Annotated in this window: 17 protein-coding genes; all 17 read left to right on the top strand. The window is 44.2% G+C overall.

Features of this window, described 5'->3' with window-relative positions:
* The coding region (locus HYV65_00325; GenBank protein ID MBI2462683.1) for a hypothetical protein at positions 1-511 on the top strand (511 nt) is incomplete at its 5' end.
* The gene (locus tag HYV65_00320) at positions 502-2,196 is read left to right on the top strand and encodes a hypothetical protein (protein ID MBI2462682.1); all 1,695 of its coding nucleotides are present in this window, start codon (positions 502-504) and stop codon (positions 2,194-2,196) included. The genes HYV65_00325 and HYV65_00320, both read left to right, overlap by 10 nt.
* A gap of 410 nt (positions 2,197-2,606) precedes the next feature.
* Positions 2,607-3,839: a tRNA guanosine(34) transglycosylase Tgt gene (tgt, locus tag HYV65_00315; GenBank protein ID MBI2462681.1), complete on the top strand. Its 1,233-nt coding sequence runs from the start codon at positions 2,607-2,609 to the stop codon at positions 3,837-3,839.
* A gap of 19 nt (positions 3,840-3,858) precedes the next feature.
* Positions 3,859-4,686, top strand: coding sequence for an alpha/beta hydrolase (locus HYV65_00310; GenBank protein MBI2462680.1), 828 nt, complete (start codon positions 3,859-3,861; stop codon positions 4,684-4,686).
* Between the two features lie 90 nt (positions 4,687-4,776).
* Positions 4,777-6,408 (top strand): hypothetical protein, encoded by a 1,632-nt coding sequence (locus HYV65_00305; protein ID MBI2462679.1) that lies wholly within the window; start codon positions 4,777-4,779, stop codon positions 6,406-6,408.
* A 123-nt stretch (positions 6,409-6,531) separates the two neighbouring features.
* Entirely contained in the window at positions 6,532-7,767 is a 1,236-nt protein-coding gene (locus HYV65_00300) for an aminotransferase class I/II-fold pyridoxal phosphate-dependent enzyme (protein MBI2462678.1), read from the top strand.
* A 174-nt stretch (positions 7,768-7,941) separates the two neighbouring features.
* Positions 7,942-9,072, top strand: coding sequence for a peptidoglycan bridge formation glycyltransferase FemA/FemB family protein (locus HYV65_00295; GenBank protein ID MBI2462677.1), 1,131 nt, complete (start codon positions 7,942-7,944; stop codon positions 9,070-9,072).
* A 59-nt stretch (positions 9,073-9,131) separates the two neighbouring features.
* Positions 9,132-10,208, top strand: a complete 1,077-nt coding sequence (locus HYV65_00290) for a histidinol-phosphate aminotransferase family protein (GenBank protein ID MBI2462676.1) — start codon at positions 9,132-9,134, stop codon at positions 10,206-10,208.
* 15 nt (positions 10,209-10,223) lie between these two features.
* Positions 10,224-11,273 (top strand): hypothetical protein, encoded by a 1,050-nt coding sequence (locus HYV65_00285; protein ID MBI2462675.1) that lies wholly within the window; start codon positions 10,224-10,226, stop codon positions 11,271-11,273.
* A 44-nt stretch (positions 11,274-11,317) separates the two neighbouring features.
* On the top strand, positions 11,318-12,883 hold the full coding sequence (locus tag HYV65_00280; GenBank protein ID MBI2462674.1) for a phenylacetate--CoA ligase family protein: 1,566 nt from the start codon (positions 11,318-11,320) through the stop codon (positions 12,881-12,883).
* A gap of 11 nt (positions 12,884-12,894) precedes the next feature.
* The gene (locus HYV65_00275) at positions 12,895-13,929 is read left to right on the top strand and encodes a ThiF family adenylyltransferase (protein MBI2462673.1); all 1,035 of its coding nucleotides are present in this window, start codon (positions 12,895-12,897) and stop codon (positions 13,927-13,929) included.
* Between the two features lie 10 nt (positions 13,930-13,939).
* Positions 13,940-15,508: a hypothetical protein gene (locus HYV65_00270; protein ID MBI2462672.1), complete on the top strand. Its 1,569-nt coding sequence runs from the start codon at positions 13,940-13,942 to the stop codon at positions 15,506-15,508.
* Positions 15,509-15,521: 13 nt separating this feature from the next.
* Positions 15,522-16,922: an aspartate--tRNA ligase gene (gene aspS / locus HYV65_00265; GenBank protein MBI2462671.1), complete on the top strand. Its 1,401-nt coding sequence runs from the start codon at positions 15,522-15,524 to the stop codon at positions 16,920-16,922.
* A 106-nt stretch (positions 16,923-17,028) separates the two neighbouring features.
* Complete coding sequence (locus HYV65_00260; GenBank protein ID MBI2462670.1) at positions 17,029-18,270, top strand: D-alanyl-D-alanine carboxypeptidase; 1,242 nt, start codon at positions 17,029-17,031, stop codon at positions 18,268-18,270.
* 152 nt (positions 18,271-18,422) lie between these two features.
* A complete protein-coding gene (locus HYV65_00255; GenBank protein MBI2462669.1) occupies positions 18,423-18,941 on the top strand; it encodes a hypothetical protein in 519 nt (172 codons plus the stop codon).
* Between the two features lie 98 nt (positions 18,942-19,039).
* Positions 19,040-20,173, top strand: a complete 1,134-nt coding sequence (locus HYV65_00250) for a DUF1611 domain-containing protein (protein ID MBI2462668.1) — start codon at positions 19,040-19,042, stop codon at positions 20,171-20,173.
* Between the two features lie 46 nt (positions 20,174-20,219).
* Positions 20,220-21,575 carry a hypothetical protein gene (locus HYV65_00245; protein MBI2462667.1) on the top strand — a complete coding sequence of 452 codons (1,356 nt, stop codon included), beginning with the start codon at positions 20,220-20,222 and terminating at the stop codon, positions 21,573-21,575.
* The last annotated feature ends 197 nt before the right edge of the window (positions 21,576-21,772 follow it).

Genomic DNA, 21,772 nt, shown 5'->3' with positions numbered 1-21,772 from the left:
TCAAGGAGGAACGGGTGTTGCGACATTCACGGACGCCGGCGTGCTCATCGGCAACACCACAGGCGCCATACAAGTCACCACCGCCGGCACCGCCGGCCAGGTTCTTACCTCCAACGGAGCTGGAGTTGATCCTACGTTCCAGGCGGCTGCGGGAGGCTCGTCAACCCAGCTTACCCAGAACTTCACTGCTTCAGGCACAATCACCCAAGGAGACGTTGTCGCGCTCAATGCAGACGGCACGGTTGCTACAGGTTTTACCGCGCCTGTCGTAGTAACGTATACTTCCGTTGCCAAGCTTGACGCCACCCACTATGTGGTGGCGTATAACGATACCACTAATTCTGTAGGCAAAGCGGTTGTCTGTTCTGTTTCCACAACCACTTCAACTTGCGGCACCCCTGTTACGTTTAACGCAGCCACTTCTAACTACATCTCCGTCTCCGCCCTTGACTCCACGCACTTTGTGGTAAGCTATCAGGACCCAATTACGGCACTGCAATTGTGGGACTGACAAACGGCGCAACTACCATTTCCTCGTATGGAGCTGAAAACGTGTTTAATTCAGCCTCTTCTCAATACACCTCTGTTTCCGCCCTTGACTCCACTCACTTTGTGGCAAGCTATCAGGACACAGGCAACTCCTTTTACGGCACTGCCATTGTGGGGCTGACAAACGGCGCTACCACCATTTCCTCGTATGGAGCTGAAAATGTGTTTAACGCAGCCATTTCTCAATACACCTCTGTCTCCGCCCTTGACGCCACGCACTTTGTGGCAAGCTACAGGGACCAAGGCAACTCCAATTACGGCACTGCCATTGTGGGATTAACAGACGGCGCAACCACCATTTCCTCGTATGGAGCTGAAAATGTGTTTAACGCAGCCACTTCTCAATACATCTCTGTCTCCGCCCTTGACTCCACGCACTTTGTGGTAAGCTACAGTGACGATGGCAACTCTTATTACGGCACTGCCATTGTGGGGCTGACAGACGGCGCTACCACCATTTCCTCGTATGGAGCTGAAAACGTGTTTAACGCAGCCACTTCTCAATACACCTCCGTCTCTGCCCTTGACTCCACTCACTTTGTGGCAAGCTATATGGACAACGGCAACTCCAACTACGGCACTGCCATTGTGGGACTGACAAACGGCGCAACTACCATTTCCTCGTATGGCTTAGAGAACATTCTTACCCCAAGATGGCTTGTTGTTGGCATTGCCAGCGCCAGCAAAACAAACGGCCAAACCGAATCAGTCATTGTTTCCGGAGTATCTGCCGTTCACTCCGGGCTTACCTTGGGAGGTATATATTACGCGCAAGGCGATGGCAGCATAAGTACAACTTCTAGCTCTTTTCGAGTTGGTCTTGCCATATCTACTACTTCAATCTTGCTGAATTCAAATAGAAGTAATGGAGTACAGTTCTTCGGAGACCTTGCCGAAGAGTATCTGGTGGAAGGAGAAGGAGAACCAGGAGACATTGTGTCAATATCCAGTACCAGCACAGAACAAAACCCTACGGTCGTTAAATCAACCTCTGCCTACCAGACAAACATCATCGGCATTATCTCCACCAACCCCGCCATTGTCATTGGCCAGCTTCAGCAAGGCAACCATCAGCCCGTTGCCTTAACAGGACGCGTGCCTGTCAAGGTAACCATGGAGAACGGACCCATACAAGCAGGGGACTATCTTACCTCTTCCTCAATCCCAGGAGTAGCAATGAAAGCCACTGCGGCGGGCAGAGTGATTGGAATGGCGCTGGAATCATACAATGGAGAAGGAACAGGCAAGGTATTGGTGTTTGTAAATACGTCCTATGCCGATTTTTCGACAGGCTCAGGACAAGTCCCTTCGACCCTTCAATCCGATTCCCTTCCTTTGTCAGGACAGGCGATTTCGCTGGCTCAACAAGTGCTCGCGCAACTTACCTCCCACCTCAAAGAAGCTCTTGCCTCCCTTACCGGCACGATAAAGGCAGGAGGGATGTGGGTGTTTGAGGGGGTGACGACATTTGAAAATGTGAAAGGCGATAGCGCGGCATTTGAAAATGCAAATATGGGCAATGCGACTATGGGAAGTTCCGACAAGCCATCGGGCATCACCTTATACGACGAAGCGAGCGGTAAGCCCTATTGTCTAAAGATTTCTTCCGGCGAAACTGTCACAAAACCCGGCGCGTGCGCGGATTGATAATCTGTCATGAAGCATATAACATGCGTATCAGCGCGGCGCGAATGCGCCGCGCTGATACGCATGTTTATGGTTTTATAAAATTTATAATTCTTTCCGCCCGTATTATTGGCGTGGCGGTTAAATCTGAAGAAGTAAATGAGCGAGCACTCCAGGACGGTCAGTCTGTCCTCCGGGACTTATCCACACCTTTTGTTGGGGGGGGGGGGGGGTTTCATGATATACTATGAGTAGATTTCACTAAAATTTCCGCCAAAGGCGGATCAGTCCCCGGGCTGAAAAAGTCCGGCACTTCATTTTTATTATTCTAATTAAGTAATCGTTATTGCCCCGTATACATTATGGGGCTTTTGTTTTAGTAAAATACATGTTATATTATACGACTAGACACTGAAACGTAAAATCTATTTATGTTCAACTTTCGCATCCTAAAACGTGATCCTAAATCCCGCGCGCGAGCGGGAATTTTTACGACTCCGCATGGCGTTATTCATACGCCTGCTTTTGTGCCGGTCGGAACACTCGCCGCCGTAAAAACCCTCACTCCGGAAGAGCTTAAAACTCTTGGCGCTGACGTGGTGCTGGCTAATACCTATCATTTGTATCTGCGCCCGGGAGATGAGCGCATGCGACGTTTGGGCGGCCTGCATAAGTTTATGAATTGGCGAGGGCCATTGGTAACCGACAGCGGAGGATTCCAGGCATTTAGCTTGGGCCTTGGCATTGAGCACGGCGTGGGAAAAATCGCTAATATCTTTCCGGATGAAGGGGCTCGAGTTTTGTCGTCTCGTGGCCCAGACCCTCGTCCAACCACCACGAAACGACAAAACTCGAGCCCCGACAACAAATCTTTTACGACAATCGATGAAGACGGCGTTAATTTCGTCTCTCATATTGATGGCTCGCGCCACCGCCTGACACCGGAGATTTCCCTGCGCATCCAGCAAAACCTCGGCGCGGATATTATGTTTGCGTTTGATGAATGCACTTCGCCGCTTTCAAGTTATGAATATACCAAAACCGCGATGGAACGCACGCACAGATGGGCAATACGCTCGCTTAAAGCAAAAAATAAAGTAAGTCCGGCAACAAAAATGCCACAAGCGCTTTTTGGCATTGTGCAAGGCGGAGAATACAAAGATTTGCGCGAAGAAAGCGTAAAATTCATTGGTGACTTGCCATTTGAAGGATTTGGAATTGGCGGCTCGCTCGGCAAATCAAAGAAAGATATGTGGAATATTCTTGATTGGACAATTCCGCATTTGCCAGATAATAAACCGCGGCATCTTTTGGGCATCGGCGACCCGGTTGATTTCATGCCAGCGATTAAGCGGGGAGTAGATTTGTTTGATTGCGTCGCGCCAACGCGCCTTGCCCGCAATGGATCAATTTATACAAAGAAAGGAAATATCAACTTGCGCAATGCTAAATTCGCGACTGATAAAAAGCCGCTTGAGCCCTTCGACTACGCTCAGGGCAAGCCTGGTTGCGCCTGTTATACCTGCACAAATTATTCTCGCGCGTACGTGGCGCATTTATTAAAAGTGGGCGAGATTCTAGGCCATCGGCTGGCGACGATTCATAATCTGCACTTTGTAATTAACTTAGTTTCAGTAATACGTAGGGATATTTTAGAGGCATAAATATGATAAACTGAAAGTAATGGATAAAAACATCACCATTCAAGGTATTCCCGTCTTCTACCGCGACCTGGGCACGGGAGCCGTAATTGTTATTCTTCACGGATGGGGATCTCGCGCTAACAACTGGCGCGCCGTGCAAAATGATTTAGCAGAACGCGGCTTCAGAGCGATAGTTCCTGATATGCCTGGATTTGGCGAAACGCCTCCACCGTCAGAACCTTGGGATATTTATCAATACACGGAGTTTGTATACGAGTTCATCCAGTCGCTTGGCCTGCAAGATTTCACTCTTGTAGGACATTCGTTTGGCGGAAGAATTGCCATAATCTATGGCGCAAAGCACGGAGAAAATGTTTCCACCCTCATTTTATGCGATGCGGCAGGAGTAGTGCGTCGACACACGGTACGTACGCGCATGTTTCTGATAACAACAAAAATCGGCAATGTTATTTTTGCCGTGCCGCCGCTTCATTTCCTAAAACCCATAGTTCGTAATCTCTGGTACAAATTTACCCTGGAACGAGATTACTACAAGACAGACGGCGTCATGCGCGAAACATTTAAAAAAGTTATTAACGAAAATTTGCGCAAATACGTGAGGCATATTACCTTACCTACGCTAATTTTATGGGGAGAAAACGATAGAGCAACACCGCTTGCCGACGCGTATATCATTCAAAAAGAAGTTGCAGATTCACGCCTGCACGTATTTCCCGAGAGAGGGCACGCGATAAACCTGGAGGTGCCACATGAAATGGCTCAAACAATGGCGGAGTTTATAGCACAACATAAAAATAATAATCTCAAATCTCAAATGGCAAATCTCAAAACTGAATCTCAAATCTAAAATCTTCGCAGTAGATTTAAGATTTGAGTTGCAGATTTGCGATTTGAGTTTTGCGATTTGAGATTGTTTTGATTAGTATTTATATTTAATATGGTAGAAATAATCCTATTATTTATTTTCGGAATACTTTGGATCACAAGCGTGGTAAAAGACGCGCTGTTTTGGATATATCTTTGGCAATTAAAAGAATATCGGCTTGATCGCATGCGCGCTCACTTCGAGCTACCAAGCGCGAAAAAACTTTTGTTAAGTTATAAAACCCTGGCAGTGGGAGTGCTGTTCTTGTTTTCCGCGCTTGGATTGCTAGCATCTTTCTTCTCTTATGTAATGCTTTTAGCCGGGATTGGCTTATATGGTTTTCAGGCATACCGCATGTATGAAGCATATCAAGACCATCGCCTTCGTATGCCTACATTTACCAAAAAGGCCGTGTCTCTGCTTGGTCTAACTTTTAGCTCGGCGCTCGTAATGGTTATCGCTGGGCTGTTGTCGCCGCTTCCAAGCGCGTTATCGCTTCTGTTTTTTACAGATTTAATGGTTCCAGCTATTGCAACAGCTTTTGTGGGTACTGCTCGGCCATTATCGCTTTACATGAAGCGAAAAATAGTTGCTCGGGCCAAGACAAAGTTAGCATCTACTCCAGACTTGCTCGTCATTGGCATTACGGGAAGCTTCGGCAAGACCAGCATGAAAGAATTTCTTTCGCATATTTTGGAAAATAATTTTAATGTATTAAAAACGCCGGAAAATACCAATACAGAGATTGGCATCGCAAGCCATATTATAAAAAATCTTAGGCAAGAGCATGAAATATTCATCGTTGAGATGGGAGCTTACAAGCGAGGAGAAATACGCGACATTTGCGCGATGGTGAAGCCGCAAATCGGTATTTTAACCGGCATCAACCAACAGCACTTGTCGCTCTTTGGTTCGTTTCGTAATATTCAGCGCGCAAAATACGAACTAATTGAATCACTGCCAGAAAAAGGGCTCGCGATATTTAACGGCGACAACCAGTACACGCGCGCTCTCTACGATAATTGCAAAAAACCAAAACGTCTGTACGCGACCAATTTACCTGAAGGCCTCGCATCTGCTGCAATTTTTGCGCAGAAAATTCACCAAGGCAAAGATAGGATGACAGTGGAAATACGGGACAAGAAAAAGAAAATCGCCATTGAGGTGCCATTAAGCGGCGCGCATAACGGTACGAATGTTGTCGGCGCTATTTGCGCAGCGCACGGACTTGGCATGAGCTACAAAGAGATTGCCGAGGCCTGCAAAACACTTGAAACGCCTCCGCACGCAATTCATTTCCGTCGAGGTATCAAGCATACTACAATAATTGATGATAGTTATTCAGCTAACACAGATGGAGTGTTTGCGGCGCTCGATATTCTAAAAGAATCAGAGGGCCGCAAAAAAATATGCATAATATATCCCTTGATTGAACTTGGTCGTGCTGCGGAAGACGCGCATCGCGCGATAGGAGCAAAAATCGCGGAGACCTGCGATCAGTGCATTGTTACGGCGCCAGATTTCTACGAATACATAAAAGACGAAGCTATTAAAGCCGGCATGAGTAAAAATGCCTTGTGGTGCATACCAGATCCATATATAGCAATGCGCAAAGCCCAAGAATTATGCGACGAAGGAGACGTTATATTGTTAGAGAATCGCGTACCGGAAACGATTGTGAGAAATTTGATTATAGATGACTAACTAAACAGAATACAGAATCAAGAATACGGAATACAGGACCTGTATTCTCAATTCTGTATTCTGTATTCAAAAACATCAGATCTTTCATAGAACCAACTCTTAAAATACACTAAAGAAAAATAGATGATCTATACTTCACTTTCTCCCAATACTCAAAATGATGACAGGCGCCTCGCTTGGTCTGTTTTGATACGTCCGTGGAATTGGAGAAACGAGGGGGCTAATAAAAAATTACAAAAAGCCCTTGCGCAATACCTCGGCACCACTGCGGAAGTCTTGCTATTTAACAGCGGTCGTTCGGCTTTTTTGACACTGCTTAAAGCGTTGCGTATTCAGCCTGGGGACGAAATACTTGTACAAGCATTTACCTGCAACGCAGTGCCAAATCCAGTATTATGGTGGGGCGCAAAGCCAGTATTTGTAGATATAGAAAAGGATGGCTACAACATGGATCCAATGGATTTAGAACACAAAATTACACCACGCTGTAAAGCTGTGGTAGTTCAGCATACATTTGGCATACCGGCTAACATGGACGCGCTCTTGCGGGTAGCAAAAAATCATAAGTTGTTTGTAATAGAAGACTGCGCTCACGCGCTTGGCGCGGAGTGGGGTGGAAAAAGGGTTGGCACCATTGGTGACGCCACGTTCTTTAGCTTCGGCAGAGACAAAGTTATTTCTTCGGTTTATGGAGGAGCGCTAATAGTAAATAAAAAAATAGTGTCGCGGCGCGCGCTACAGGAATGGACAACGCTTCCTTGTCCATCGTATTTGTGGACTAGCCAGCAATTACTGCATCCTTTATTCATGGCTCCTATTATCGCAACATACTGGACTGTTGGCAGGTACGCGCTAAGAGCGGCGCAACGCTTGCATTTGCTTTCAAAAGCCGTAACGCAAGGTGAAAGATACGGCAGGAAGCCAGAATATTTTCCCGCGCGACTACCTGGCGCTTTGGCTATACTCGCTCTCCACCAGCTTGAAAAAATCGAATTGTTCAGTGCTCATAGGAACGCGGTTGCGGATATGTATAAAAAAGCGCTTGACCCAACACCGGCAAAAAATTCATGGCTTAATATGTCTCGCGGAGCCAAATATGTATTCTTGCGCTATCCAATGCGCAATCAAAACAGAGACAGTATCTTGCAAAAAGCAAAGAATGCGCGCATTTTGCTAGGGGATTGGTATGATAGTGTCATTGCGCCGCGAGGTACAGATTTCGACATAATGAATTATGCGGAAGGCTCATGCCCCAATGCCGAGAAAGCCGCGCGCGAAGTTTTTAACTTGCCGACGCACGTAAATATATCAAAACAGGATGCAAGAAATGTGATTAATTTTTTAAAAAATATCTTATAGCAGTAGTAAACTATTTTTATCTCAAATTTCAAATCGTAAAACTCAAATCAAAATCTTAAATCTTCAGCCTGAGGCTGATCCGCCTCTGGCGGAAAAATTAAAAGTATCTCCGTAGTAGTTTTGAGATTTAAGTTTCAGTTTTGACATTTGAGATTTGCGTTTTGAGATAACATTATGTCTCCACAAATCATCCAAATAACAGACAAGGAAAAATGGGATAGTTTCGTCACTTCCCAGCCCGACCATACTTTCCTGCATTCATGGCAGTGGGGCGAGTTTAACGTGCGAATGGGGGATAAGATGTGGCGTTTTGGTGTTGAGGAAAATGGAGAACTCGTATCAGTGATACTTGTAATTTTGGTAGAGGCGAGACGCGGAAGGTTTCTTTTTATACCACACGGGCCGATATTTCAATCTCAAATCTCAAATCTCAAATCTCAAAATGAAAATTCAAAATTTGAAATCTTAAAAACCCTTACATCGGAGTTAAAAAAGATTGCACAACAAGAAAAAGCGTATTTTATTCGCGTCAGCCCGCCAATGATAGCTACTGAAGAAAATCGCCAGCTTTTTGCTGATTTGGGTTTTCGCCCCGCGCCAATTCACATGCACGCGGAAACTACTTGGACACTTGATTTATCGCCTAGCGAGGAAGAATTGCTAAAGGGCATGCGCAAAACCACGCGAAACCTCATCCGCCGCGCGGAAAGAGAAGGCGTAGAGATTACAATCGGCGCCAGCAAGGAAGATATTGACCATTTTTATAAATTACACAAAGAAACAGTTGCTAAGCACGACTTTATTCCATTTTCACGAGAATATATTCAATGCGAGGTTGATGCGTTCTCGAAAAATGAAAGTGTCCTCCTTCGCCCTCCTACGCTACAATGCTACGGAAGGACTACGGAAGGACAAGCGGAGGTGATCTCCGCTTGGTATAAGGGCGAGCCCTTCGGCAATGCTCAGGGTGAACCTCAAGCAAGCGCGGTGATTATTTTTTACGGAAACAGCGCTTTCTACCACCACGGCGCGTCATCGCTTAGGTATTCAAATATCCCGACTGCCTACGCAGTGCAGTGGGCGGCAATTAAAGAAGCAAAGAGAAGAAACAAGAAGCTATATAACTTTTGGGGCATCACAACCAGCGAAAATCCTAAGCACCCATGGGCTGGCTTAACGTTGTTCAAAAAAGGATTCGGAGGCTACCAAACAGATTATCTCCACGCGCAAGATTTACCGATTTCCTGGCGTTATTGGCCAAACTGGGCACTGGAAAGCTTGCGCCGTATAAAACGAGGGTTATAGAGCCGCAAACCCTATCTATTTACTTAAAAGGTATTTTGTGATATTATAATATAAGCTATATGACTTTCTCTACAGAGAAATACTCGTTGCCACAAAAGCGCTACAAAATGCCCTCTAAAAGAGAGCAATTTATCCGACTAGATTTGAATGAGAGCTACGGGCTTATAAACGACGATTTTTTGGCAAAGCTGAAGGATTTCAGCGTTTTTACTGTCGGATGTTACCCGGAATACGAGGAACTACTAGACTTGCTAGCCAATTACACGGGCGTTTCTACTAAAAATATATTTCTTACCGGCGGGTCCGACAGGGCAATTGACCTACTTTTTAAACTTTTATTTCGCGAGGGTGACAAGGTTATCATGCCATCGCCAAACTTTGCTTTTTATAACTACCGAGCGCAATTTTCTCCAATCCAGCTTGTAGAAATTCCTTACCGCGACAACGAAACATCCTTTGAATTTCCTTTTGAAGAAACAAAACAAGCCCTTCCAGGTGCAAAAGCGCTTTTGCTGTGCAACCCTAACAATCCTCTTGGAGCGGCAATGGACGAGAGCCAGCTAAATGAGCTTATTGCTACATGCGACGACCAAGGCATACCTGTCATCCTTGACGAGGCATATTTTGGATTTTACCCTCATAGCCACGTACAAGACATCTTGAAACACAAAAATCTTATAGTTTTACGCACTTTTTCCAAATTTTTTGGCATGGCGGGACTAAGAATCGGATATATGTTGGCTGACGAATCTATTGTTGGGGAAATAATAAAACTGCGCGGCCCTTGGGAATTAAGCCATTTCAGCACTTACGCGGCAACAACTGCGCTTAAAAACCTCCATTATTTTGAAGAACAATGGAAAAAGTTTGCCGAAAGGAAGGCGGCGATGGAAAAATTTCTGCGCAAAGAAGGGATTAGCGTCTATCCTTCGAAGGCCAACTTTTTCCTTTTCAAAACCGAAAATTCAGCCAATTTCTTAGAAGCTATGCGCGATCACGGAATATTGATAAATGACCTATCACACCATCCAGCCAATCTACCGTATCTAGCAAACGCGGTGCGCATGGCAGTGCCTTCAGAACAAGATATGAAAAAAGTACAGGAGGCTATTCATCAAACAGTGTTACAACTTTAGTCACTTGATCATTATATGTGCCGTAAACCATCAAACTACGAAGCGTGGAGTATAGACCCAAGGGGTTTCTATGACCAGCCCACCAAAACCGACAAACTAAAATTTTTAGTTTGTTTTGGCATCCTCGCGCCATCCAGCCACAACACACAACCATGGAAATTTCATGTAGATAATAACAGCATTGAAATAATTGCTGATTTTTCACGCCGCCCGCAATTTGGCGATCCGACAGGCCGCATGACTTATATCGCCCTTGGTTGCGCCGCAGAAAATATGATTATTGCGGCAAAACATTACGGTTTTGAATGCGCTGTTCATTATAACGAACAGCTTTCAAACGCTAACGCCGAGCACGCCGTAACGCTAACATGCGACGATAAAGGCCTTGTTAGCCATGATGATGCCTTATTTTCAGCAATTACGCAGCGCGTTTCATACAGAGCAGAGTATCAGAACAAAGAAGTGCCAGCGGAAATTATTGATGATCTTCAGAATCTAGTTAGCGAAAGCGGCATCAATCTAACTATTACCAATAATTTCACCGATAAAAAACTATTGGCTTCGATAGCGGGGGAAGGCATGAAAGAAAAAATGTCGCAGCTTGATTTCCGCAAAGAACTTGCGACATGGATTCGCAATAATTGGACGATGAGCCGAGATGGCATGCCGGGATCTGGACACGAAATGTCTATGCTTAAATCACTTGCGGCACCTTGGGCGTTACGCTTAATAGATGTATCGCCAGTAGAGGAGAAAAAAGCGATTAAGCGCGTGCTAAATTTCGGAGCTGTTGGTATAATAAGCACCAAAGATGATAATGCGGCGGCGTGGCTGCATACCGGAGAGCTTCTTGAAAGCGTACTTCTGACATTACAAAGCAAAGGCATGGCCGCGTCCATTATGGTTGCTGCAATTGAAAGTGGCGAGTCCAGAAAAAAACTCTCGACTTTTATTTTTGAAAAAACTAACCAGACCCTCTCTCCGCAAATGTTTTTTGGACTAGGATATCCTACAAAAGTTGCGCCACATAGCCCGCGAAGAGGAGTTGAAGAAGTGCTAACATGAGATATTCATGAGATATTATTGAAGTTTGCGTCACGTATAAAAATATGAAACACGACACGTTAAATCCTTTTTATAAACTTTTCTTACGCCTTTTTGACAGGCGTGGATTTAAATATGACGGAATCCTCAATTTGTATAAAATAAATCTTGACGAAGCAAATTCCTTGCTTTGCTCAAAAAGCGCCGATTTTTGGGAAACTCACGGACAAGAGATGGCTCTTTCTCTATTTCACGAAGCGGCAGAAAGCGTGCCCGCGTATAAAGATTTTCTAAGAAAGAACAATATCAAGCACACCGAAATTAAAACTATAGATGATTTTAAGAATGTACCTTTTACTGATAAAGAAAACTATATCAAGGCATATTCGTCCGAAGAGCTGTCGTGGGATGGCAAGGTTGAAGAAAATACTATCTTTTCTGTCAGCTCTGGCTCTTCAGGTACGCCATATTTTTGGCCTAGGGGTGACAATCTTGAAATAGAAACGTCTCTTATCCACGCTCTTATATTAAAAGAATTTTTTGATGCCGGCAGCACGCCCACGCTTGTAGTAATAAGTTTCTCAATGGGTATTTATATTGCCGGAATTATTACACTTGATTCTATTTTACATACATCGCAAATGGGGTTGCCTATCAGTATTATTGCTCCGGGAGTTGAGCTTAATGACGTACTGCGTGCTATAAAGGAACTGGGCCCAAAATATAACCAGATTGTTCTCGCCGGGTACCCGCCGTTTGTTAAAGATATTATTGACGCCGGAGAGAAAAGGGGGATATCGTGGGAAAATCAAAAGATAAAATTTCTTTTTGCTACAGAAAATTTCAGCGAAGCATTTCGCGACTACATACTAAGTAAAACCAACGCGACTAGCGCCGAATCTACATCAATTAATATATATGGCTCTGCCGATTCGGGGATTCTGGGACACGAAACACCTCTTTCGGTTGCCATACGCCGCGCGGCATCAGAGGATAAAGACACAGCATCGGAATTGTGGGGAGATGAAACGTTTACCCCGACATTTGTGCAATATCATCCCATCTTTAAATTCTTCGAAGAACAGGAAGGGGAGCTTCTTTTTACGGCAAGGGGTGGAGTGCCGCTTGTAAGGTATAACGTCCACGATGCCGGAAAAATTATTCCTTTTGACGAAGTGATGAAAATTTCAAGCCTTGCTAGCGATCAGTCGGTACAAAAACAACCTAAATGGACGTTTCCATTTTTAGCAGTATTTGGAAAAAGCGATTTTACCATCTCTTTTTACGGGCTAAAGATTTATCCAGAAAACATCAAGGAGGGATTGGAGAACGAAGAAGTTGTGCCATTTGCGACGGGTAAATTTGTGATGCAGCAAAAAAGTAAAAGCAACCAGGACCAATACTGGGAAATTACTGTTGAATTGCGCGAAGGCGTAAAGGAAAGCGCGCTCGCCCGAAAAATCGTAAGCGATTACATCGTCGCGGCGCTTCGCAAAAGAAACCTTGAATACAATCGGCTCTATGATGCTATTGGAGAAAGAGCTATTCCGTCAATTCGTTTTGCAGCCAAGGGAGATGAAAAATACTTCAATGTAAAATCTATTAAACAAAGGTGGACTAAAAAGACGTAATATGCATATCTATGCAATCAATTCGTATAGAAAAAGATAAACAATTGTTACCCGCCGGCGCGATTTTTGTTGACACAATCCCCACAGCGCTGAAAGAACTCTGCGTTATCCGCAACCCCGCGCTAAAATCCGCTCCGCCAACAGAGAGGGCGGAAAAGTGCGATATTTTTATCAAAAATAACGAAGGTTTGCCCGCAGTGTATGTATATTATCCTTGGCGAAATATCGTGGCGCGCGTGCCTAGCGAGGAGATTTATCTTGAGTTGCGCACTGCGCGCAACAAAAATATTATTACCAAGGAAGAACAGGAAACATATAGAGCGGCGAGAGTAGGAATTATAGGTCTTTCCGTTGGTTCTAATGTAATAAACGCGCTGGTTTTCAGCGGTGGTCCGAAAAATTTAAAAATAGCCGACTATGATGTCATTGAGATTACTAATCTCAACCGCCTTCGCGCGCCAGTATTTGCCATAGGAATGAATAAAACTGACTTTGCGGCACAACAGGTTTGGGAGCTAGACCCTTTTTCAGAATTGGATTTATGGACTGATGGTGTAAATCGCCAAACGCTTGAAAAATTTATTCTTGAGCCAAAATTAGACGTTTTCATTGATGAAATGGATAGCTTGGAATTAAAGCTTCTTTCACGCATAGTGTGCCGCGAACATCGCATTCCGGTGGTTATGGCTACAGATAACGGAGATAATGTTATACTTGATGTTGAGAGATTTGATGAAGAACCAGAAAGACCTATTCTACACGGTCTGGTTGAAGGAGTTGATCCCGACAAGATAGCTGGACTGGCGTATTCTGAATGGGTAAAGGTTGCGACAAGAATAGTTGATCCCGCTAACCTCACGCAAAGAATGCGGGAGTCTCTTTCTGAAATCGGCAAAACGATTGCGGCAGTGCCTCAGCTTGGAACCACCGCGACAATCGCGGGATCGGCAGTAGCTTATGCAGTTCGAAAAATTACTACAAAACAAGATTTAAAATCAGGCAGGTATATCGTTTATCTTGATAATAGCAATCAGACAATAAAGTAACTTTTTTCTTATGCCATCACTTTTTGGTGATGTCACATTTATCTCGGCTTTTATTGCTGTCGCGGCAAGTATATTTCTTGGCGCGCTTATTTATTTTAAGGGCGATTCGGGCCCCAGCAGACGATTCTTTGTCTTATCCACAATAGCCCTTGTTCTGTGGACTATTGCAAATTATTTTTCATTGCAGCCATCGCCATACATGCTGATATGGGCAAGGATAGTTTTGATGGTTGCGGTTTTCCTGCAGCTGATGTTTTTCTTTTTGGTTCAAGTCTTCCCGGACGAGGAATTGAAAATGCCGAAGTTCGCCCATGCAGGAATATGGATACTTTCGATCGTCACGATCATAGCCACTCAAACGCCATTTGTTTTTAAGTACATTGATGCCAATGGAGCGCCAATACCCGGGTCACTTATTCCACTATTTGGCATCACGATCCTCCTACTCTTTATATTGGGAGGTAGGCAGTTGATACTTAAATTAAAAATAGCTACTGGACTTAGGCGGGCGCAGATGGTTTACGTTGCTACTGGCTATTTCTTAATGTTTGCGCTACTTATACTAACTCAATTTGTCGCGACGGCATTGCTACACATTACATTCTTCATAAAATTCGGGCCTATTTTTACGTTGCCGTTTCTAATACTCACGGCATATGCCATATTTAGACATCAGCTATTCAATATTCGCGTTATTGCCACAGAAACATTTACTTTTCTAGTTATTCTTATTTTCCTCATAAATGTACTAACATCGCCGACACCGCGAGAATTCTCAGTCAATAGTATTCTATTTATATTTGTAACTATATTTGGCATCTCTCTTATTCGCGGCACGCTTCGTGAAATCAGAGAACTGCAAAAAATTTCCGACCTCAAATCAGAGTTTATCTCCATCGCCTCGCATCAGCTACGCACGCCTCTCACGGCCATCAAGGGCTATCTTTCTATGGTTATTGATGGCGACTACGGAAAAATAGACATCAACGCAAATGACGCGTTAAAAAAGGTTTATTCAAGCAACGAGGTGCTCATAGGACTTGTGAAAGATTTGCTAGACGTGTCTCGCATTGAACGAGGCGAATTTCATTATGTCTTCCAAAAAATCTGCATTCCCGATATGATAGACAGTATTGTAGACGAGCAAAAAATCTCTGCTGAATCAAAAGGCCTAAAGCTTATTTGGCACCATCCAGAAAATGCCGTGCGGTTTTGCGTCAAAGCAGATGATAGCAAATTGCGCCAGGTGATATTGAACCTTATCGACAATGCGATAAAATATACGCCGCGAGGGTCTGTGGAGGTAAGCGTTACTCAATTATACAATAACCCATTGCGCATGCGCATCTCCGTGAAAGATACGGGCATTGGCATTACCGAAGCGGATAAAGAAAAGTTGTTCCAGCGTTTTTCCCGTGGGGAGGGAGGTAAAAAAATTGACGTTAATGGCACCGGACTTGGCTTATTTATAGTCAAGCGTATTGTAGAAGATCACGGCGGTACGGCGTGGGTTGAGTCAGAGGGGGAAGGGAAAGGGTCAACCTTTATAGTGTCACTGCCGTTTTATAGAAACGAATAATATAACTATAACTATGAACAGAATTCTTATAAAAGACATAGTTCAACACGAAAACGAATCGGTAACCATCGCCGGATGGGTGCATGTTCGCCGCGACCATGGCAAGATTATTTTCCTGGACATGCGCGATGTATCCGGGCTTTTGCAGGTCGTGATATTGCCTTCTGCGGGTGAATTCTACGAAAAGGCAAAAGACGCGCGTTCAGAATGGGTTTTGAAAATTACAGGCACAGTCCAGCGCCGCCCTGAAAACATGAAAAACCCAAATATGATAACGGGTGATTTTGAAATGCTGGCGCAAACGATTGAAGTTTTAAGCGTGGCAAAAACACTGCCGTTTTCTATTGATGGTGATGGATACGATATCAGCGAAGAACTTCGCTGGAAGTATCGTTACCTTGATATTCGCCGCGCTCGCGTGCGAGAGATATTGCAAGCGCGCCACAAAGTGAAGCAGACCTTGCGCAATATGCTGACGGAAAAAGGATTTACCGAAATCGACACGCCAATCCTTACCAAAAGCACACCGGAAGGCGCGCGCGACTTCCTTGTACCATCTCGTCATTATCCGGGAAAATTTTACGCACTCCCGCAATCACCACAGCAATACAAGCAATTATTGATGGTTGGCGGCATGGATCGGTATTTTCAATTCGCGCGTTGTTTCCGCGATGAAGATTTGCGCAACGACCGCCTCTTTGAGTTTGATCAGTTAGACATAGAAATGTCATTTGTAGAGCAAGAAGATATTATTTCTCTGCTTGAGGAGCTCGTGGTATATGTCACGGAGAACGTGCTGGGCAAAACAATACAGGAAAAGCCATTCCCGCGTATGTCATACGCCGATGCTATGAAAGATTATGGCCGCGATAACCCTGATGTGCGCAAGAATAAAGAAGATAAAAATGTAATGGCCTATACATGGGTTGTAGATTTTCCAATGTTTGAAAAAAAAGACGATGGAAGTTGGGGAGCAGCTCACCATCCGTTTACAGCAATTGTAGATGATGACATAATAAAATTAGACGATCCTTCCGCGTACGGCCAAATTCGCGCAAAGCAATACGACTTGGTGCTAAATGGCGCTGAAGTCTTCGGAGGCAGTATCAGGACCACAGACCCCAATGTTCTTACAAAGGTTTTTCAAGCGCTAGGGCATAGCAAAGAAGAAATTGAAGATCGTTTCGGACATCTTCTTGAAGCTTTTTCTTTCGGCGTTCCTCCTCATGGAGGCATTGCTGGCTTTGACCGCTGGCTTCTGGTATTATTAGGAGAGCAGAGTATTCGCGAAGTAATTCCGTTTCCAACAACCGGAAATGGCAGGACTTCCGTAATGGAAGCGCCAAGCACGGTTGACGAAGCGCAACTTAATGAATTACATCTCAAGATTATTCCTGTAAAAGAAAAAGAATAGAACTGATCGTTAGTAGCAGCTGTCATCTCGAACATAGTGAGAGATCTCTCGTCCCGCCGCTACGGGACTTCGAGATGACAAATCTTTCAAAGAGTTAAAACCTTAAATGGACACAAGACATATTCTTATTTCAGTTGGATTTGCAATTTTTCTACCAGTGTTTGCGCTGGCGGGTATTTTTGCTGGAAATGTACAGAACCCTCCTTCGCACGAGGCTACGGCGAGGCAAGGTCAGCCACCGGCAATTTCTTCTTTTGAAGCTTCAGTTAATGAAGCGGTAAGCGATACGCCAACGCAACCTGCTGAAAGTCCTGAAATTCAGCAAGGACAAGGATTGAAGGAAGCTCAATCTGCAAGCCAAGATGAAACGATAAAAGAAGATAATGCAGATGACACCCCCACCGAAACTCAACCAACTTCAGTAGATAAAGAGCCATCACCGCAAACACCACTAATTCAAGACTGGAAAGACTTTCTATCTAAATACAATTCCGCGCCCGCGAATCTACCAGTTTCATCAGTAATGATGTCGTCTAATTCTCTGTTCTTGCACGGAGTGCGATCGCCCGATCTTTTCCCAATTCGCAATTGGCAAGTGCCTCTTATGGATATAGATGGCTTGTCCGTGCTTGCGGTAGAGCTTCCTGATAACAAAATCTTGTACGAGAAAGATTCCCTCACCGCGCGGCCAATCGCCAGCATTTCAAAATTAATGAATGCTCTCGTCGTTGTTGATTCTATGGCACTCGATGAAAAAGTGGTCATAAGCCAAAATGCAATAAATACAACGGGAACAGAAGGGGATCTAGTAGTAAATGAAATTTTTTCTGTAAACCAGCTTTTGTACGCGTTGCTTTTGGAATCAAGCAACGATGCCGCGGTGGCACTGCAAGAACAATATGATAGAAATAATTCAGGAGAGGGAATTACATTTTTAGGCACTATGAATCAAAAAGCGCACGAACTTGGACTAGCTTCCGCTTTTTTTGAAGATTCAAGTGGGTTATCGCAAAATAATGTGGCGAGCGCGTCTGATGTGGCAACGCTTATTTTTGAAGCATACAAGAACGAAACCCTTCGCGGCATTCTCGCATTGCCAATATACGAAACTAAAAGCAAAGATGGAATTTCTCATCGTTGGGTTAGCACAAATTCGCTTCTCGGGGCAATTTCTGGCGTTGTAGCGGGCAAAACCGGCTATACCGACGAGGCAGGAGAGTGCATGACTATTGTGACAAAGATTACAAACGACAAATCTGTCGTCACTGTTGTGTTGGGTTCCACCAATCGCATTCAAGCGATGACTAACCTTATCACGTGGGTTAAGGATGCCTATTATTGGCAATGAGCCAGCTAGTAGTTAATATATTAAACACAATGCGTTAGTGCATTGTGTTTAATATTGACAAAGATGTTATTATCATGTAATCTATAAAATACGAAAAATGGCTGCTGGGGTATTGAATACTACCGAAGGAGGTGTCTGTGGGGAGCGTTATAATGGATGTCATAAGTTCTTTTGACAATTTTATACTGCGTGTCGTGAGGCGCGCGGTTGATTTTTGGTCAGAATGGACGGGCGAAACCAACATCGCATTGGCAAAAATATTATTGCTCATAGCAATATTTTTTCGTTTAATCAGGGTAGTCTTTTTTGTACTGGCTGATCAATCGATGCCAGCTAGTATATTATTCGGCTTCGATACCGTAGTAGCCCTTTCGTTATACGGGCTATTCTACGCAATGCTTGAAAAAATTAAGATGAAGTCCGCAAGCGATATTGCTCCGATGGAAATGAGCATGTATTATGCGCCATTAACAATTCTGTTTAGAAGTATTTTTCTAATTTCATATATTATTATGATGCCAGCGTCTCTACAAGCTATTTCGAGCATATGTTTCCTATTACATTTTTATGTTGCAGTATGCTCTAATAGCGGGGGGAAAAGCCGCTTAAAGGAAGCGGTGAAAAGTATAGGCAATTTATTTATGCCAGCCAGGCACCCGGCAATGGCATAAAGTATAAGTTCTACAAACAAACAAAGCTCGTGTTCGCACGGGCTTTTTCATTTTCTTATGCTAGAATATATTTAGATTGTGTGCTATTATAACTTCTTATGGCTAGCCCAATAAATGCGCCGATTAACCTAGCAGAGCACGTATCTCTCATCTACGCCGAGGGGGTTTTTGGCCTTAATGCACGCAAAAAATTCCCCATGCGGGCAAAAACCGCGGATGGGATTTTGCGATACGCGGAATATCCGATAGCGGGCATCGTGGACTCCACATCTTATGTGGGGTATCGGATACCCCACATAAGAGTATATGATGTGCTTGGCGGATATCTCGATGATTCAAAAAATGTCGATACGCCAATTTTTTCGTCGCTCGCTGAAGCGCGTGATATTACCAAAGCATCTGTTCTTTTACTAGGCGCCGCCCCAGAGGGCGGAGGGTTGCCACGCGAGTGGGAAAATGATATTCTAACGGCTTTGCAACAAGGCATGCATGTAGTTTCGGGAATGCATTATCCGCTAAAAAATAATGCGCAGTTTAGCGAGGCCGCTAAAACCAGTGGCTCAATAATTTGGGACGTGCGCTCTGATGTTGATTTGCAAAGTATTCCCGTGTGTTCCTCGCAATCTTATCACATTACAAAACCTATAGTTTTAACGGTAGGTACCGATGCCGCTATTGGAAAGATGACAACAAGCTATGAACTCGCGCGAGCTGCGCAAAAGCGGGGCATGCGTGCCTGCGTAATCCCTACGGGACAAACGAGCATTATGATTGAGGGCTGGGGGATTTCCATAGACGCCCTGCCAGCGGATTTTATGGCTGGCGCGGTGGAGAAAATGCTGATTGAAAAACAAAATGATTACGATATTTTTTTTGTGGAAGGGCAGGGGAGTTTATTTCATCCCGCATTCTCGAATACCTGCATCTCCCTAATTCACGGCGCGGTGCCAACGCATATGGTGTTAGTCCACAGGCCCGCGCGAAAACACTCCATTGGCTCCAAGCTTGTGGCTCTTCCTTCGCTGAAAGAAGCGATTAAGCACTACGAATCTAGTATTTTACCGACATACCGCGACACAAAAGTTGCAGCGGTGGCTTTGAATACATCCGGCATGTCTGAAGAAGACACGCGACGCGCGACACAAGAAGCGGAGAATGAAACTGGTCTGCCTGTAGGGGATGTGGTACGCGATAAAGATTACGCGGAGAAAGTATTAGCGAAAATTATATGATAAGCGCGAGTATAGAAGCCGTGCTTCTATAGACTACCCGATAAAGATGACCAAAGAAACTCAAAAACACATTCATTTTATAGGCATTTCTGGGGTGACAATGGCACCTCTGGCTGTTTTGTATAAAAAACTTGGCTGGAAAGTGACTGGTTCCGATCGCGCGTTTTTCCCGCCCATGAGTACCTATTTGAAGAAAAATGGCATTGCAATTATGCCTGGCTACAAAGAAAAACATCTTAGCCAAAGGCCCGATCTTGTGCTAGTTATGGCGTTCATTAGCAAAAAGAATCCCGAACTTGCCTATGCTATAAAAAATAAGATTCCCTACAAGACATATGGCGAAGTTTTACCAGAACTAATAGAAAAAGAAAATTCTATTGTTGTGGCAGGATCGTGCGGCAAAACTTCTGTAACGTCACTCGTTGCGTGGCTGCTCGAAGTCGCCAAATTCAATCCCAGTTTTATGATAGGCGGCATTGCCAAAAACTTCACCGACGGCATCCGCAGCACGGATAGCAAGTGGTCGGTTCTTGAGGGTGATGAATATCCCATCGCAAATTGGAAGAAAACATCGCGATTTTTGGCTTATCACCCCAAATATCTTATTCTCACGGGTGCCACCTGGGACCACATGGATATGTTTCCGACCAAGAGTTCTTATATAAATACATTCCATAAGCTTGCCCTAAAAATGCCTAAAAATGGCGTGATTATTGCCAATAGAAGGGGAGAGAATGCCCAAGAGGTTCTAAATGGTGCAAAAGCACAAATTTGCTGGTACGATGAAAATAGCGCCGAAGGCTTTACCCCTCCCTTTTTGGGCGCGGCATGGAAAGAGAATATTGGTTCGGTCGTGGCGCTAGCCAAACAGATAGGAATAGAAGATAAACAAATAAAGAGAGCGCTGCGAACTTTTAAGGGCATTAAACGCCGCCAGGAAGTGCGCTACCAGGACAAAAACATAGTAGTGATAGACGACAACGCCCATTCTCCGGAAAAAGTTGAGGGGGCGCTTGAAGCAATCCGCGCGCAATTTCCTTGCAAATCTATAATCGCAATATACGAACCGGGAAATAGAAGCGATTTGGCGCTGAAGCAAAAAGAATACCACAAATGTTTTGCGAAGGCGGATTATGTCTTACTGCCTCGCTTGAGCGGCACTTCGGCTGAATCACAAGAGTTTAATAAAAAGCTTGCGCGGAAAATTCAAAAAGATTACAAGCGCGTACAATTTATAACGGAAGACGAGGAGGTAATTTCGCAAATTAAAAAAATTGTAGTTGGTTGGAGGAAACGGGATATCTTTGGCTGTGTTGTTTTCATGAGCCAAAAAGGGTTTAGGGGGATGATAGAGGAGACAATAAGAACTATAAAACAGAAAAATGATCAATTTTCAATTTAACAATTTTCAATAAATTTACAATTACTAAATTTTCTCCGCCTGAGACGCCTGCCCGCCTCTGGCGGGGATCAGCCTTAGCGTAAAATTACATTTTGTTGTAATTTTTGTTAAACGTAGAAATACATTTTTTTGTATTTCTTGCTATGGCTGAAAACATAACCATTGAAAATTTTGAAACCAGATAACACCTGATTATA

The sequence above is a fragment of the Candidatus Spechtbacteria bacterium genome, from assembly GCA_016188605.1.
In the GTDB taxonomy this organism is placed as follows: domain Bacteria; phylum Patescibacteriota; class Minisyncoccia; order Spechtbacterales; family JACPHP01; genus JACPHP01.
Note: the sequence above shows the minus strand (reverse complement) of the source record. Positions and strands in the feature narration are given on the sequence as shown.

Excerpts from the sequence above, each read along its gene's own strand:
- tgt (MBI2462681.1), top strand. The coding sequence starts at position 2,607 with ATGTTCAACTTTCGCATCCTAAAACGTGATCCTAAATCCCGCGCGCGA.
- HYV65_00310 (MBI2462680.1), top strand. The coding sequence starts at position 3,859 with ATGGATAAAAACATCACCATTCAAGGTATTCCCGTCTTCTACCGCGAC.
- HYV65_00305 (MBI2462679.1), top strand. The coding sequence starts at position 4,777 with ATGGTAGAAATAATCCTATTATTTATTTTCGGAATACTTTGGATCACA.
- HYV65_00300 (MBI2462678.1), top strand. The coding sequence starts at position 6,532 with ATGATCTATACTTCACTTTCTCCCAATACTCAAAATGATGACAGGCGC.
- HYV65_00295 (MBI2462677.1), top strand. The coding sequence starts at position 7,942 with ATGTCTCCACAAATCATCCAAATAACAGACAAGGAAAAATGGGATAGT.
- HYV65_00290 (MBI2462676.1), top strand. The coding sequence starts at position 9,132 with ATGACTTTCTCTACAGAGAAATACTCGTTGCCACAAAAGCGCTACAAA.
- HYV65_00285 (MBI2462675.1), top strand. The coding sequence starts at position 10,224 with ATGTGCCGTAAACCATCAAACTACGAAGCGTGGAGTATAGACCCAAGG.
- HYV65_00280 (MBI2462674.1), top strand. The coding sequence starts at position 11,318 with ATGAAACACGACACGTTAAATCCTTTTTATAAACTTTTCTTACGCCTT.
- HYV65_00275 (MBI2462673.1), top strand. The coding sequence starts at position 12,895 with ATGCAATCAATTCGTATAGAAAAAGATAAACAATTGTTACCCGCCGGC.
- HYV65_00270 (MBI2462672.1), top strand. The coding sequence starts at position 13,940 with ATGCCATCACTTTTTGGTGATGTCACATTTATCTCGGCTTTTATTGCT.
- aspS (MBI2462671.1), top strand. The coding sequence starts at position 15,522 with ATGAACAGAATTCTTATAAAAGACATAGTTCAACACGAAAACGAATCG.
- HYV65_00260 (MBI2462670.1), top strand. The coding sequence starts at position 17,029 with ATGGACACAAGACATATTCTTATTTCAGTTGGATTTGCAATTTTTCTA.
- HYV65_00255 (MBI2462669.1), top strand. The coding sequence starts at position 18,423 with ATGGATGTCATAAGTTCTTTTGACAATTTTATACTGCGTGTCGTGAGG.
- HYV65_00250 (MBI2462668.1), top strand. The coding sequence starts at position 19,040 with ATGGCTAGCCCAATAAATGCGCCGATTAACCTAGCAGAGCACGTATCT.
- HYV65_00245 (MBI2462667.1), top strand. The coding sequence starts at position 20,220 with ATGACCAAAGAAACTCAAAAACACATTCATTTTATAGGCATTTCTGGG.